13 protein-coding genes and 1 tRNA gene are annotated in these 14,885 nt (G+C 40.3%); 8 read left to right on the forward strand and 6 right to left on the reverse strand.

Translation table 11 applies throughout. The features are described 5' to 3' along the window. Positions 1-147: 147 nt before the first annotated feature. On the reverse strand, positions 148-1,566 hold the full coding sequence (locus tag HMPREF2794_RS13480; RefSeq protein ID WP_022301979.1) for an ATP-dependent DNA helicase: 1,419 nt from the start codon (positions 1,564-1,566) through the stop codon (positions 148-150). 95 nt (positions 1,567-1,661) lie between these two features. Between HMPREF2794_RS13480 and HMPREF2794_RS13485 the strand changes: the two genes are divergently transcribed. Genes HMPREF2794_RS13485 through HMPREF2794_RS13495 form a run of 3 tightly spaced genes read left to right on the forward strand, consistent with a single transcriptional unit; the run spans position 1,662 to position 3,642 of the window. Further along, positions 1,662-2,348: a hypothetical protein gene (locus HMPREF2794_RS13485; protein ID WP_022301978.1), complete on the forward strand. Its 687-nt coding sequence runs from the start codon at positions 1,662-1,664 to the stop codon at positions 2,346-2,348. Continuing rightward, the gene (locus tag HMPREF2794_RS13490; protein WP_010536600.1) at positions 2,348-3,118 is read left to right on the forward strand and encodes a DUF3822 family protein; all 771 of its coding nucleotides are present in this window, start codon (positions 2,348-2,350) and stop codon (positions 3,116-3,118) included. Before HMPREF2794_RS13485 ends, HMPREF2794_RS13490 begins: the two co-directional genes overlap by 1 nt. Then, positions 3,109-3,642, forward strand: a complete 534-nt coding sequence (locus HMPREF2794_RS13495) for an RsmD family RNA methyltransferase (RefSeq protein WP_010536599.1) — start codon at positions 3,109-3,111, stop codon at positions 3,640-3,642. Before HMPREF2794_RS13490 ends, HMPREF2794_RS13495 begins: the two co-directional genes overlap by 10 nt. A 12-nt stretch (positions 3,643-3,654) precedes the next feature. Here the strand turns inward: HMPREF2794_RS13495 and cls are convergent, their stop codons facing one another. From cls to HMPREF2794_RS13510, 3 genes are all read right to left on the reverse strand, one after another. Next, complete coding sequence (cls, locus tag HMPREF2794_RS13500) at positions 3,655-5,094, reverse strand: cardiolipin synthase (protein ID WP_022301976.1); 1,440 nt, start codon at positions 5,092-5,094, stop codon at positions 3,655-3,657. A 136-nt stretch (positions 5,095-5,230) separates the two neighbouring features. After that, positions 5,231-8,047, reverse strand: coding sequence for a TonB-dependent receptor (locus tag HMPREF2794_RS13505; protein ID WP_022301975.1), 2,817 nt, complete (start codon positions 8,045-8,047; stop codon positions 5,231-5,233). Between the two features lie 80 nt (positions 8,048-8,127). After that, a complete protein-coding gene (locus HMPREF2794_RS13510; RefSeq protein ID WP_055268564.1) occupies positions 8,128-8,532 on the reverse strand; it encodes a hypothetical protein in 405 nt (134 codons plus the stop codon). A gap of 80 nt (positions 8,533-8,612) precedes the next feature. Between HMPREF2794_RS13510 and aroB the strand changes: the two genes are divergently transcribed. Beyond that, the gene (gene aroB, locus HMPREF2794_RS13515; protein ID WP_010536595.1) at positions 8,613-9,674 is read left to right on the forward strand and encodes a 3-dehydroquinate synthase; all 1,062 of its coding nucleotides are present in this window, start codon (positions 8,613-8,615) and stop codon (positions 9,672-9,674) included. A 122-nt stretch (positions 9,675-9,796) separates the two neighbouring features. On the opposite strand, the gene HMPREF2794_RS13520 is transcribed toward aroB, so the two are convergent. Then, entirely contained in the window at positions 9,797-10,660 is an 864-nt protein-coding gene (locus HMPREF2794_RS13520) for a helix-turn-helix domain-containing protein (RefSeq protein ID WP_010536594.1), read from the reverse strand. A gap of 297 nt (positions 10,661-10,957) precedes the next feature. Between HMPREF2794_RS13520 and HMPREF2794_RS13525 the strand changes: the two genes are divergently transcribed. The 3 genes from HMPREF2794_RS13525 (at position 10,958) to HMPREF2794_RS13535 (ending at position 12,880) form a co-directional block, all read left to right on the forward strand. Beyond that, positions 10,958-11,031: transfer RNA gene (locus tag HMPREF2794_RS13525), tRNA-Pro, on the forward strand. Between the two features lie 58 nt (positions 11,032-11,089). Then, positions 11,090-12,310, forward strand: coding sequence for an S-adenosylmethionine:tRNA ribosyltransferase-isomerase (locus HMPREF2794_RS13530; RefSeq protein ID WP_010536593.1), 1,221 nt, complete (start codon positions 11,090-11,092; stop codon positions 12,308-12,310). A gap of 21 nt (positions 12,311-12,331) precedes the next feature. Continuing rightward, positions 12,332-12,880: an NUDIX hydrolase gene (locus HMPREF2794_RS13535; protein WP_022301973.1), complete on the forward strand. Its 549-nt coding sequence runs from the start codon at positions 12,332-12,334 to the stop codon at positions 12,878-12,880. Here HMPREF2794_RS13535 and HMPREF2794_RS13540 read toward each other — a convergent pair. Then, the gene (locus HMPREF2794_RS13540; RefSeq protein ID WP_070751667.1) at positions 12,858-13,400 is read right to left on the reverse strand and encodes a glutathione peroxidase; all 543 of its coding nucleotides are present in this window, start codon (positions 13,398-13,400) and stop codon (positions 12,858-12,860) included. The two genes, HMPREF2794_RS13535 and HMPREF2794_RS13540, sit on opposite strands and share 23 nt — an antisense overlap. Before the next feature lie 876 nt (positions 13,401-14,276). Here HMPREF2794_RS13540 and HMPREF2794_RS29560 point away from each other — a divergent pair. Beyond that, the gene (locus tag HMPREF2794_RS29560) at positions 14,277-14,675 is read left to right on the forward strand and encodes a hypothetical protein (protein ID WP_010536590.1); all 399 of its coding nucleotides are present in this window, start codon (positions 14,277-14,279) and stop codon (positions 14,673-14,675) included. The last annotated feature ends 210 nt before the right edge of the window (positions 14,676-14,885 follow it).

Here is a 14,885-nt window from a genome sequence, read left to right on the forward strand (position 1 = left end):
TTCACATTTATATAACAACCCATACCTTGAAAAACACTTAGAAGTTTTTGAAAAAAAATAAATATAATCTCATATTTATTTTTCCACAACAAGCACACCCCACACATTCAAGCTGGGAATCAACCATTTACAAAAAAAAGAAATCGTCTATAAAATTTGTTCTTTCGGGTAATTCACCAGATATAATGTTTTTGTAGCACGAGTAAATGCCGTATACAACCAACGAAAGTAATCCGGAGTCAGATATTCATCCGTCATATATCCCTGATCAAGAAAAACATTCTGCCACTGTCCGCCTTGCGCCTTATGACAAGTTACCGCATAGGCATATTTTACTTGTAACGCATTATAATGCGGATCTGCTTTCATTTTTTTCATTCGGTCCCGCTTATTAGATATATCTGCGTAATCTTCAAGTATGGTATAAAACAGTCTGTCACTATCTTCTTTAGATAATGCGGGAGCATCCGAATGCAATGTATCCAGCAACAGATTAGCATCCAGTTCAAAATCATTCTGATCCGGAAATCTGAGAGTAACTTCCGCAAAACGAAAACCATATATTTCCCTTGTCCGGCGGACACGACGTACCACTGCTATTTCTCCGTTGGCAATGAAGTCCATTTCCTTGTATTGCTCCGTCCAATAATAGTTGTTTTTGGCTATCATGAGCATATCTCCCGTATTCAGTTCATCTTCTCGCCAAAGAATCTGTGCACGTATTCCGTTATTATATAGGTTCGCGCGTTTATTAGAACGACAGATAACAATCGTTTCATCCATACCGTCATGATCATAGCAACTGGTGATTGCATCAATCAATTCTGCACCCGGCACCACTTTTATATCTGGAAAACCTGTAACCTTTATTTTAGGTAAAGAATAGCAATTATCCTCCGCTATCAACTGACGCAGTTGCGTTGCGTTCCATAAAATACCGGATTCCTGTATCTGGCGAACAACCTGTGTCAAATCCACTTCCCGCACTTCCAGTCCATACCCTTTCAAAGCATCTGCAAAAAGTGCCGGACTCAACTCTTCACCTACCGGAGGAAGCTGTGCAGTATCTCCCATCAGCAAAAGACGACACCCCTGACCAGAGTAAACAAACTGTATCAGGTCATCCAACAGTCTTCCTGTCCCAAACATGCTGCCAGACAATCCTTCATTGGAAATCATAGAAGCCTCATCCACTATAAATAAGGTATTTGTAGCAAGATTGTCATTTATCGAAAAATTACTGGTTTCATTAGAGAACGACTGCTGCCTGTATATTTTTTTGTGAATTGTAAAAGCCGGGTGACCGGCATATGTTGAGAAAACTTTTGCAGCACGACCAGTAGGAGCCAGTAATACAGCCTTTTGCTGTAACTGGTCCATCGTCTTCACCAATGCCCCTACCAAAGAAGTTTTACCGGTACCGGCATAGCCTCTGAGGATAAATACTTCATCCGCTAGTGTAGAAAGCAGAAACTCTGAAAGAGATTTTACAGCTATTTCCTGCTCAAAAGTTGGTTGATAAGGAAAATTTTCCTTAATTTGCCTTTCTAAATAGTTATTTATCATTTTTGTACGAGAAAAAAGTTCCCGGAACTATCGTATTTAAATTTATTTATTCTATTTTTGCGATGCGAATATAACAACTAAAAACATAATTTATCATGAAAACAGTATTTAATATTGTATTAGTACTCTGTGCTGCTGCATTAATCTACATTTGCTATAGCAGTATTATGGGTCCTATCAATTTTGAAAAAGCAAAAAAGGAAAGAGAACAGGCTGTCATTGCCCGTTTGATCGACATCCGTAAAGCACAACAGGAATACCGTTCGTTGCATCACGGAATGTACACAGAACATTTTGACACACTGATCGATTTCGTTAAAAATCAAAAATTACCTTTCGTCATGAAAGTAGGACAGTTGACAGACAAACAACTGGAAGACGGATTGACTGAAAAGAAAGCAATGGCTATCATCAACAAAGCTCAGAAGACAGGTAAATATGATGAAGTTAAGAAATGGGGACTTGAAAACTTTAAGCGTGACACCATGTGGGTAGCCGTAATGGACACCGTTTACCCAAAAGGTTTCAATCCGGATTCAATGAAATACATTCCTCACGGAAATGGTGCTATTTTTGAAATGAATGTTAAAAATGACACTGCAAAATCAGGTGCTCCTGTGTTCTTGTTCGAAGTAAAAGCTCCGTATGAAACTTACTTGGGCGGACTTGACAAACAAGAAATTATCAATCTGAAAGACCTGAACGAAAAACTGGGCAGATACTCCGGTTTGATGGTAGGTTCTATTGACAATCCTAACAATGGTGCTGGTAACTGGGAATAATGATTGATTTTACAAAATCAAAACAATATACTTTATCCATCCGTCTTAGTACGGATGGATTTTCTTTTTCTATCTACAATCCGATTCACGACAATTCACAGTCGCTATTCGAAAAAGAGGTAGACACCTCTCTGTCTCTGACAGCCAATCTTAAAAACGTTTTCCACGAATCGGACTTTTTAAGCTACTCTTACAAACGGGTAAATATCATGATGGCAAACAAGCGTTTTACCATGATACCACTGGAACTGTTTGAAGAAGAGCAGGCAGAGCTTTTATTTTATCACAATCATCAGAAACGGGAGAACGAAACAGTGATTTACAATATTCTGAAGAAGAATAACGTAGTCGTAATCTTCGGCATAGACAAAAGCACCTATGCTTTCCTGAACGAACAATATCCCGAAGCCCGTTTCTATTCTCAGTCTACCCCACTTATAGAGTATTTTTCCATAAAAAGCAGACTCGGAAATAGTAAGAAAATGTATGCTTCAGTACGCAAAGATGCTATTGACATTTACTGTTTCGAACGGGGACAGCTCTTGTTGGCCAACTCCTTCGAATGCATGCAAACTGAAGACCGTATTTACTATTTATTGTATGTATGGAAACTGCTCGAGTTCAATCAGGAACGGGATGAACTGCATCTGACCGGGACACTGTCAGATAAAGAAACATTGATGAACGAATTGAAAAAATTCATCATGCAGGTATTCATCATGAATCCTGCCAATAATATTGATATGCAAGCCTTATTAACATGCGAGTAATCAGCGGTATTTATAAACGAAGAAGATTTGATGTACCACGTACATTCAAAGCACGTCCTACAACAGATTTTGCTAAAGAGAATCTGTTCAATGTACTTAATAACTATATCGATTTCGAAGAAGGAGTCACTGCACTCGATCTGTTTGCAGGTACCGGCAGTATCAGTATCGAACTGGTATCACGGGGATGTGACCGTGTGATCAGTGTCGAAAAAGACCCGGCTCACCATTCTTTTATCTGCAAAATAATGAAAGAAGTACAAACAGACAAATGTCTGCCTATTCGTGGTGATGTATTTAAGTTTATCAATAGCGGACGTGAGCAGTTCGATTTTATTTTTGCCGATCCGCCTTACGCTTTAAAGGAGCTGGAATCAATACCGGAACTGATATTCAAAAACAATCTGCTCAAAGAGGGAGGCCTGTTCGTATTGGAACATGGAAAGCAAAACAACTTTGAGGAAAATCCGCACTTCATAGAAAGAAGAGTATATGGAAGTGTGAACTTCTCTCTTTTCAGATAAGAGCACATTCTTCTAAAGCAGCGGAGCCAACAAACGAACAACAGACTCTGCTGCCTTCTGTCTCCACGGACGCCTTACCCAGTTTTTCAGAAAGATCTGTGTACTTTCACGCTGATCCTGAAGGAATATTTCTTTCATTTCCAGAGCCGTTTCTACATCATACATAAAGGCATTTACTTCAAAATTATGCTCAAAACTGCGAAAATCGACATTGGTAGACCCTACTGTCGATAGCATATCATCTGAAACCATCAGTTTGGAATGTAGAAATCCCTTTTTATAAAAATAGACTTTGACACCCGCCTGCAACACATCCCTCAGATAAGAATGTGATCCCAGATGAGTGATTCGATTGTCAGCACGTTCGGGCAGCATCAAACGTATATCCACCCCTGCCAATGCAGCTGTTTGCATAGCAGCCAGCACTTGCTCTGTCGGCAGGAAGTAAGGAGTTTGCATATAGAAATATTTCTTGGCTCCATTGATCGCCATCGTCAATCCCTGCATTATTTCTTTCCAGGGACCGATAGGTTCGCTGGTGACTACTTGTACTAATGAGTTTCCACAAGACTCTATCTTTGGGAAATAACGTGAAGCGGTAATCAATGTACGGTCAACGAAATACCAGTCGAGCAGAAAAGCAGTCTGCAGACCATGTACAGCTTTTCCTTCTATCAGGATATGCGTATCACGCCAGATTCCCCATGAGAAGCCGCGCATATAACGCTCTGCCAGGTTCATTCCTCCGACAAAACCGATACGCCCGTCTACTACGACTATTTTTCTGTGGTTACGATAGTTGACCCTGCTTGTAAACAAAGGGAAACGTACTTTCAAGAAACTCCTGACTTCAATACCGGCATTACGCATTTCTTCGAAAAAACGGTTAGGTACATGCCAGCATCCCACATCATCATAAATCACTCTTACTTCAACGCCCTGAGATGCCTTTTCAATTAACACATCCCTTACCAGACGCCCTATGGCATCATCTTCAAAGATGTAGTACTCCATGTGAATATGCTGCTTTGCCTTTTGGAGTTCACGCAACAATGACTGTAGTTTGGTATACCCTTCCGTATACACGGCAATACGGTTTCCTTCGAATGGGAAAGCTTGATTGGTATGCTGGAAAAGTTGGATAAGACGAGCATATTCTTCGGGTACAGCCGAACAGTCCTGAGCCAGATATTCCGCCATAGGTTTCTTCAACAGACGGTCATAACTTTTTTGACCGATAATACGTTCCCGACGTTGGCTCCGTCCGAAAAAGAAATAGAAGACAAGGCCTACGATAGGAAGGAACAGTAATATGAGTATCCATGCCATAGTCTTCACCGGATTCCGGTTATCAAGAATGATAACGACAATCGTACTGATAATGGCTCCAAAATAAACAATGTCGAAAGCAACCGTAGCTATCTGGCTAACTATTATGTTCCAATCAATCATAGGAATCTCCTTTTTATATGGATACTGAACAACAAATATAAAGCAAATTATCGGATAAACAAAAAAGTCCTGATAGCAAGTTGTATCCATTGCTATCAGGACTTTCCCGTTTTTTTTATTTAAAGTTATTCATAACTTAGAAACGCATAGGCCGAACACCACCTCCGCCGTAGCCATGTCCACCTCTAGGACCACCGCCAGGACCACGTCTACCCGGTGCTTTTCCACCCAATGTATTAAAGCGGTATACAAAATGTACCATGAAATAGCTTCCCAAAGTGTTATATTCCGTATCACTCATCATTGTTTCACTTATAGAACGGGACAAACTACTCTGCTGTTTCAAGATATCATAAATTTTAAAACGAATAGTTCCTGAATTATTCTTTAAGAAATTCTTTGAGATCTGCGCATTCCACAACACCTCATTATTATTCAAGCCACCAGTGTATCCATCTTTAAATCGACAGTTTATATCTGTAGAAATTGAGATTTGCCATGGAAGATTTACATTAGTATTACCTCCAATATAATAATCAAAAGTCTCACGATTACTATTTTCCTGCTTACTATTTCGAACCAAATTATAATTAACAGAACCACTCAGAGACAAATCAAATACTTCACTACGATAACTACCAGTAAATCGTTCTCCTAAACCTAAGTTATGTGTTGTACTCAACTCTTGATCTGCATTCTTACTATTTCCAACACTCGTATAACTTACTGCATCACTATATCTTGCATTCGTATTAGATGAAATTGTAAACTTCTTATTTTTCAAAGGAGTATTGAAAGAAAAATACCCTCTCGCCTGCCAATTACCATTTACATTCTCTTTCTTATAGACCCGGGCACCGGTTTCAGGGTCGTATGACATTCTATTAGCTACAGAATTTAATGTATTCGTATAGAATAAATTGGCTGTATAGCTACGCATAGATTCTGGTACAAATTTTCTATAATCAAGTGTAAAATTGTTGTTAAATGATGGTTTTAAATTTGGATTACCATATCTCAGATTCATTGGATCAGTAATATCAATTACTTCCTGTAAATCCTCGATATTAGGAGTACTACTCCGCCCACGGTAACGGAACATTAACACATGCTGCTTATCAAACATATAGCGAAACATTACCGAAGGAGCCCAATTCAATACATTTTGTTCCGGATAATTCTTTTTATAATTAGGCCCAATAGTCGTTTCACTTAATGATGTTTGAGGTGTCAATCCAACTCCAACACTATACATCATTTTAGGATGAATACCACGCACAGAAACATCTGCTGTATGAGTATCATAAAAATTTTCCACACGCGTACTCAAATCATTATCATATCCACGTTCTATATACTCCGGATATGGATAATAATTTATACTATCATAGACCAATGATTGCGACAACTGTTTCCGATGGGCAAACTCATAACGCAACTGCAAAAAGTGATTCTTAAAAACAGGTTCAGTATAAGAAGCAGATACACTCCAGTTGCGGCTGTCGCTATTGCGGTCCGTATATCGTGAAATATCAGAAATACTGTCCTTCTCGAAAAACTCGGTTCTTGAATCGGAATAAGAATCTGATTCGCTATCACTATAACCAAAACGTGCTCCTAAAGATAAATTTCGTCCTTTACTATTCAATCTCCGAAAAGCCATTAAACTACCATTAAAAGATGCATTATGACTTTTAGAAGAAGAGGCAGCCTCCCTTTCATTAACAGGGCTGTGAGAGTTATTTTCAGTTTTTGACCAAGAGCTATTACTTGATTCTGTTTGTGAATAGCTACCATTAGGACGAAAAATTATTGTAGTTAATGTATCAGGACGCCATTCCAAGCGAAAATCAACCCTGAAATCATGACGATTACGATTTGATAAGTTCTCACTTTGAGCAAAAGACGAAGTTTCACCTAAGAATGTTTCTGAAGAAGATTTGCGACGGGCATCATTATTGGAATGCCCGTATTGAACATTTCCACCGACTTGCAGCTTCTTCGTATCTTTAGCAAAGTTAATACCTAATGATTGTGCTGTTGTAATACCAGAACCGGCATTGCCACCACCTAATCCTTGTCCGGCATCACCAAATTCAGAAAAACCTTTATTATTAGTATTATTAGCAGAACCTATTATTGAAAGACTGGCATCATCCTTAAAACGGCTAATCATCACTCCGCCTTCATATCGATCCTGACTACCATAACCAGCAATCAAATTACCAATCCATCCTTTCTTCATCCCTTTCTTGACTGTTAAGTCTAAAACGGGCTCTTCATCTCCGTCATCAATTCCTGTGATACGTGCCATATCACTTTTCTTATCGTAAGCTTTAACCTTCTCAATCATGTTAGCCGGCAAATTCTTCATGGAAACTTTGGGGTCATCCGAGAAAAACTCTTTACCATCAACCATAATCTTTTTAATTTCTTTCCCATTTATAGTAATCTTCCCCTCATCACTAACTTCAGCACCCGGTATTTTTTTTACTAAATCTTCTAACATCGATCCTTCCGGTACAGGGTAAGCAGCTGCAGAATATTCCGTTGTATCGGCTTTTACTGTAACAGGAGGAGCCTCCGCCGTAATCACAGCCTCACCCAGCATTACCGCATCGGGGTCCAGGGAGATATTCCCCATTTTCTTTTCAGTCACGTTATTGGATAATTGTACAGGAACAAATTTCGTGCGGAAACCGATGTAAGAGACCTTCAATATATACTTTCCCGCCTTCACTTTAGGGAGTGTAAACCACCCTTTATTACTACTTGCTATACCGGCTGCATAAGCGCTATCCGGTAATGATAGCAATTGAACAGTAGCCTGTGCTGCCGGCTCTTGAGAGTCAGACTCGATAACACGACCCGAAACAGTAATCACCTTATTCTGTGCAAAAATAGAGAAGGTGCATAATAATGTAAGCACCCACCAAGCTGATAATCTTTTCATTTACCTTAATTACGATTAGTAGAGTAATAACAATGTCTTTTTGACAAATAGAATCGTAAAAGGTTTAATTTAATAGAAAATTATCTTTTGAAGAATCGATCAACAAGCGCTTTTTTAAGACCAAACTCCAAACAAAGCACATTAAATATTAAAAAGGTCAGAAAAGAGGAAGTGTCTACATTAATCACATCTCCTTGCAGGACACGCCACAACATACCTCCAAAAACAAACAGGAAGGTCAGAAAGACAGCATTACGAACAGCCGTATTACGAATCTGCTCCGTCTCGCGGCTTTCGTTCTTGCTCAAAGCAAAGATTATCAACAAGCATCCTGCCATCATCAACAGCTTCGTACATTCCTTGTAGAGCAGCAGGTTACGGTCGGTAACCAACCCTTGCATCACCAAAATAAAAGGAAGAAACAAAGCCAATAACAACACCACATATCCCAAAGGACGACAAAATACAGGAAACAATGCTTTCATAATTAAACGTTTTAATGAGACAAAAGTAAGGAAAAAAAGATATTTTATATACATTTGCACCAAGAAAAAGCAAAAGAATCATGAGTAAACAAGAAGTCATTCTCTGCGAAAGCTTGGAAACAAGCCTCGGTCGTGCCATTGAAAGATGTCCGCATGACAAGTTATTCATCCTCACAGACGAACATACCCAGCGTCTTTGTCTGCCCTCATTGAAAGAAGTATCATTTCTGAAAGATGCTGTCGAAATCAATATCGGAGCCGAAGATGTGCATAAGACGCTGGAAACTCTGGCATCCGTCTGGATGGCACTGAGTCAGCAAGGGGCTACACGACATTCATTGCTCATCAATCTTGGTGGCGGGATGGTAACCGATTTAGGAGGTTTTGCCGCTGCTACCTTCAAACGTGGAATCGCTTATATTAATATTCCCACTACGCTGTTGGCCATGGTCGACGCATCCGTCGGCGGTAAAACAGGAATCAACTTCAACGGACTGAAAAACGAAATCGGTGCATTTGCCCCCGCAGACAGTGTATTGATTGAAACCGAGTTTCTACGCAGTCTCGATGCACACAACTTCTTCTCCGGCTACGCCGAAATGTTAAAGCATGGATTAATCAGCAATACCGCCCACTGGGTAGAATTGCTGGATTTTGATACAGATAACATCGATTATGCAGCCCTCAAAGATATGGTAGGACGTTCGGTACAGGTAAAAGAAGATATAGTGGAGCAAGACCCCTTTGAACATGGTATCCGTAAGGCACTGAATCTGGGACATACGGCAGGACATGCCTTCGAAAGTCTGGCACTGGCTGAGAATCGTCCCGTACTGCACGGATATGCCGTAGCTTGGGGAATCGTTTGCGAACTTTATCTGTCGCACCTTAAAGCAGGCTTCCCGAAAGACAAAATGCGGCAGACCATTCAATTCATTAAAGAGAATTATGGCTCATTCGCGTTCGATTGCAAACAGTACGAACAACTTTACGCATTTATGCAACATGATAAGAAAAACACTTCAGGAACGGTCAATTTCACTTTACTGAAAGAGATCGGAGATATTTGTATCAACCAGACCGCTGATAAAGATACCATTTTTGAAATGCTCGACTTCTATCGCGAATGTATGGGCGTCTGATCTGAGACACCTTATAATTATAAAGGAGAATGGGATTCCCTAAAAGGTTTCCCATTTCTTTTTTCCCTTTCCCATTCTCCTCTCCCCACATATGCCTTTATTCCCCACAGGCATCTTCAATATTATCCTAAGTTACTCATCCGGTATTGGGACAACGACATTCCGGTATGTTTCCTGAAGAAACGCCCCAATGACGATTGATTGGCAAAGTTTGTTTTAACGGCAATTTCCTGAATATTCATGTTCGTATTCTTCAGCAAAGCCTTTATTTCCAGCACGATGTATTCAACAATCCAGTCTTTGGCTGACTTGCCGCTCACTTCTTTGATCACCATTGTCAGGTATTTGGAAGTGATACACAGTTTATCAGCGTAGAAAGCTACGTCTTTATTTTCTTTGAAATGCTTCATTATCAGTCCAAAGAATTTATTGGCTAATTCCTCTTTGCGAGTATCTTTCCGAGTGTTCACCAAAGCTGCCTCCTTTTCATAAGCATTAAACAATTCCAGATACAGATATCTCAATAAATGGATAATCAGTTCACGCCTGTATATATCATCAGACGTCACTTTATCCTTAACCATTCCCAAATAGTTAATCAATCGCCGGGTATCATTTTCCGTCTGAGGATACCAGTAATGGCTCCTCATGTAGAAAAAGAAATGAGGCGAAAATCGCGGCACACCACTCAATGTATCGCTAAACATTGTAGGCGATACTACCAGCGTGGTAGTCAGAAAGTCATCACTAGCCTCGGTGAATGAAACGAACTGTCCCGGCAACAGAATAATTAATTCTTGTGGCTGTATCCAATGCGAATCATCATATACATTAAGCCTGGCCTTTCCACTGAAGCAATATATGACCAAAGCTGACTGAATATTAGAAGGATAAGTGCTTAGGGGAAGATACTTCAAATTCTGAAAATACTTAAAATCATCACCTAAGACATAAGCCTCTAACGTTTCTCTATTTTTATTATACACATTTACCCCCTCATTAAATAAAACTAAATACAAAAATATACTATCCAAAACTACTCTCACTTGTCCTATGCCAATATGGTTTCATTTTAAAGAAATTACGAACCATTTATTCACTTAATTTTATAAACAAAGCCCTGTTATGTTAGTTTATGAACACCTATATTATTTAGATTTATTATAGACTGCAGGACCTTTATATCCCGAAAACAAAAAGATATCCTAAAATCAGCTAATGGAAAAAAACGGGCTATTTTATTTGCTTTTTAAAAATAAAGCAGTACTTTTGCATCCGCAATTCGGGATGTAGCTCAGCCCGGTAGAGTACGCGTCTGGGGGGCGTGTGGTCGCAAGTTCGAATCTTGTCATCCCGACTACCGACAAAGCATTAATAATCGATGGGTTATTGATGCTTTTTTTATTGAAACGAGAATGAAAGAAGACCCGAGACATATTCACATCAGCGAATACAACTATCCGCTACCGGATGAACGAATCGCCAAATTTCCTTTAACAGTCCGCGACCAATCAAAATTGTTGGTATATCGCCATGGTGAAGTTACCGAAGATGTTTTCACATCTTTGCCTGATTATCTTCCGAAAGGAAGTCTGATGGTATTCAACAATACCAAAGTCATTCAGGCACGCCTGCACTTCCGAAAGGAAACGGGAGCATTGATCGAGGTCTTTTGCCTGGAACCGATCCAACCCAATGATTATGTATTAAATTTCCAGCAGACGGAACACGCTGCATGGCTTTGCATGATCGGCAATCTGAAGAAATGGAAAGACGGAGCCTTGAAGCGGGAGATGACAGTGAAAGGATTCACAATCACCCTGACTGCTACACGGGGAGAATGCAGAGGCACCAGCCACTGGATCGATTTCTCCTGGAACAATCCGGAAGTAACTTTCGCCGATATCCTCGAAGTCTTCGGAGAACTGCCGATTCCTCCATACCTGAATCGGGACACGGAAGAGAGCGACAAAGAAACCTATCAGACTGTTTATTCCAAAATAAAAGGCTCGGTTGCCGCGCCAACAGCCGGACTGCACTTTACGCCCCGTGTACTGGAAGCATTGCAGGAGAAAGGAATCGATCTCGAAGAACTGACACTACACGTAGGTGCCGGAACATTCAAACCGGTAAAAAGCGAAGAGATAGAAGGACATGAGATGCACACAGAGTACATTTCCGTCAATCGGGCAACCATCAAAAAACTGATCGACCATGACGGATGCGCTGTTGCTGTAGGAACAACTTCGGTACGTACTCTCGAAAGCCTGTATCATATCGGAGTGACATTGGCCGAAAATCCGGACGCTACGGAAGAGGAACTACACGTCAGACAATGGCAGCCTTACGAGAAGTATGATCAGATTCCTCCCGTTGTCGCATTACAGAAAATATTAGGTTATCTGGACAGAAACGGGTTGGAAGCACTTCACAGCAGCACTCAGATTATTATAGCTCCGGGATATCAGTATAAAATAGTGAAAGCGATGGTTACTAATTTCCACCAGCCGCAAAGTACACTGTTACTTTTGGTTTCCGCCTTCGTGAAAGGAAACTGGCGCACGATTTATGATTATGCACTGAGTCACGATTTCCGTTTCCTGAGCTATGGAGACTCTTCTTTGCTGATACCATAAACAAAAAAAGTAAAGACTACAATGCCAGGCGATAACAATCAAGAAATGTTTCCTATCGTAGACGAACAGGGAAATATCACCGGAGCCGCTACACGCGGAGAATGTCATAGCGGAAGCAAGCTTCTGCATCCGGTTATTCATCTTCACGTTTTCAATTCGGAAGGAGATTTGTACCTGCAAAAGCGTCCGGAATGGAAAGATATCCAGCCGGGGAAGTGGGATACAGCCGTTGGCGGACATGTCGATTTGGGAGAGAGCGTAGAGATCGCACTCAAACGGGAGGTCCGCGAAGAACTAGGTATCACGGACTTTACTCCCGAACTGCTAACCAGCTATGTATTCGAATCGGATCGTGAGAAGGAACTCGTCTTCGTTCACAAAACGGTTTACGACGGTGAGCTACATCCCAGTGACGAGTTGGACGGCGGTCGTTTCTGGACCGTCGAAGAAATAAAGGAAAATCTCGGTAAAGGCATCTTCACTCCCAACTTTGAGGGAGAATTGAAGAAAGTATCCCTTCTTCCGTCCCTTTATCCTTCTTCCGTTCCTACTCCTCCTCTATCCAAGTAACAATTTTCTCAGAGAACGGACTCTCTTTGGGTGCAACAAAGCCAACCCAGTTTCCGTTCTCGTCTATCATAAACTTCTGGAAATTCCACTGGACAGGTGCATCCTCTTTTCCGTTCTGCTTCTTTTCCGTCAGCCATTGGTAGAGTGGCGCCATGTCTTTGCCTTTGACGGAAATCTTAGACATCATCGGGAAAGTAACATCATAATTCAATGAACAGAACTGCGCAATCTCTTCGTTGCTGCCCGGTTCCTGCCCCATGAAGTTGTTGGCCGGAAAGCCGATGATTACAAAATTCTTATCCTTATATTTATCATACAGCTCTTGCAGTTTGGCATACTGTGGCGTCAATCCACACTTAGAAGCTACATTTACTACCAACACCTTTTTCCCTTTCAAAGATGAAAGCGGAAATTCCTTACCATCAATTGTCGTCACATTGAAATCGTAGAAAGATTTATTCTGCGCTTCCAGTGAGATTGCACATACCATAGTTATTACCATTAAAATAAATGACTTCATACTGAATATATATTTAGTTTGCTATATAATAAACGAGCCCAAACAAAAAAATGTTTTGCCGTATCATAACAATTCCAATTCTTTTCGTATCCAAGCCGAATGGTTCGAAAAGATACATTCTTAGAAGATAAAAACGTTTTTTTTGCCGTCACCCGTCACTTTGGCTGTTTTTCAGCATTTAAATTATTGCTATTCATTACATTAACTAGGTGACGACAAGCAGTGACGATAAAGTGATGACAAATGAATTTGAGTTTTTACCATCACCGCATTTTCTTATACAAATCACGATAACAAACTGGATATCAACACTTCCCGCACAAACCAGCAAGTTTATATCTGATGACCTAAAAGTATCTATTTACTTTTGATACATACCTTTTTTACTAAAAACAGATGCACTCTTTTGCCTATTTGTCAGACAGTACCGTTCAGCAGATCAGATGGTATCATTCAAGAGGTCAGATAGCATTGTCCAAGAAGTTGAAAATCTCCCTGTATTTTATTCAGACCTAACTCCCATACAAAGATATCCTACCAGACTTATTACACTTAGCAAGAAAATTCATTCCTTTTTCTTTGCAATCCTCAACAATTCACTTACCTTTGTTCTTTGAAAGCCGAAGAGAAATGCGGCATATTGAAACGTTTTTGCGCTAAGAAAAGTACCAAGTTTAATTAATGCAAATAAACAGTGTTTCAATAAATGTGTTCAATGCGTACGACGTAGGGTCGGGCGTGTGAACGTATTTATTAAACACTGTGGGTACTGGTACTACCTCTTAGCGGATAAATATGAACTCAGCGCCCGACTTCTTTTATATACGTGGCATAGTATACATCAAGATGCGAGCGATCATAAATATTTAAAGAGACATGAACAGACCAGACAAAGAAACATTGCGCCGCGTCATCCACAAAATGCACAAGCAGAATGATTGCGAAAAGTTTACCGAATTAGCATCCGTATTTACAGGTATGCGAGGAAAGCTCAATCCCCACTCCGTAGAATTTTCTTCTGACGATCCTTACCACTCTTTTCCCCTTTCTATAAAGTGCATTCACTGCGTCATCCGGGAAGAAGAATATCTTTACATATTATGTTATAGCGGAAATCTACATATACTGGGGATTCACGAACGTGGACATATACTGATTCCCATCGAAGAGCAACTGAACTTGCCGGAACTTTTCTACTGGACCTGCTACTCATGGTGGAACCTTCTCCGCATAAAGAGAACAGGCAAACAACAAAGCGAAGATTTCACTGATTAACTTCGCGTTGTCATACAATCATACTATTACTACTTATCTTAAAATCACACCATCACTATGACTAATTGGCTAACGATCAAACAACTATCGGCAAAGCGCGGCATTGTTGAATCACCTCTCCGAAGCTGAATAACTTTGGAGTATATCAACTCTCTGCACAATGCCAACTTTATCATTCTGCACGAAGACAAGAGCATTGAATTAACATCG

The organism is Bacteroides sp. HMSC067B03, from assembly GCF_001811315.1.
Taxonomy (GTDB): Bacteria; Bacteroidota; Bacteroidia; order Bacteroidales; family Bacteroidaceae; genus Bacteroides; species Bacteroides faecis.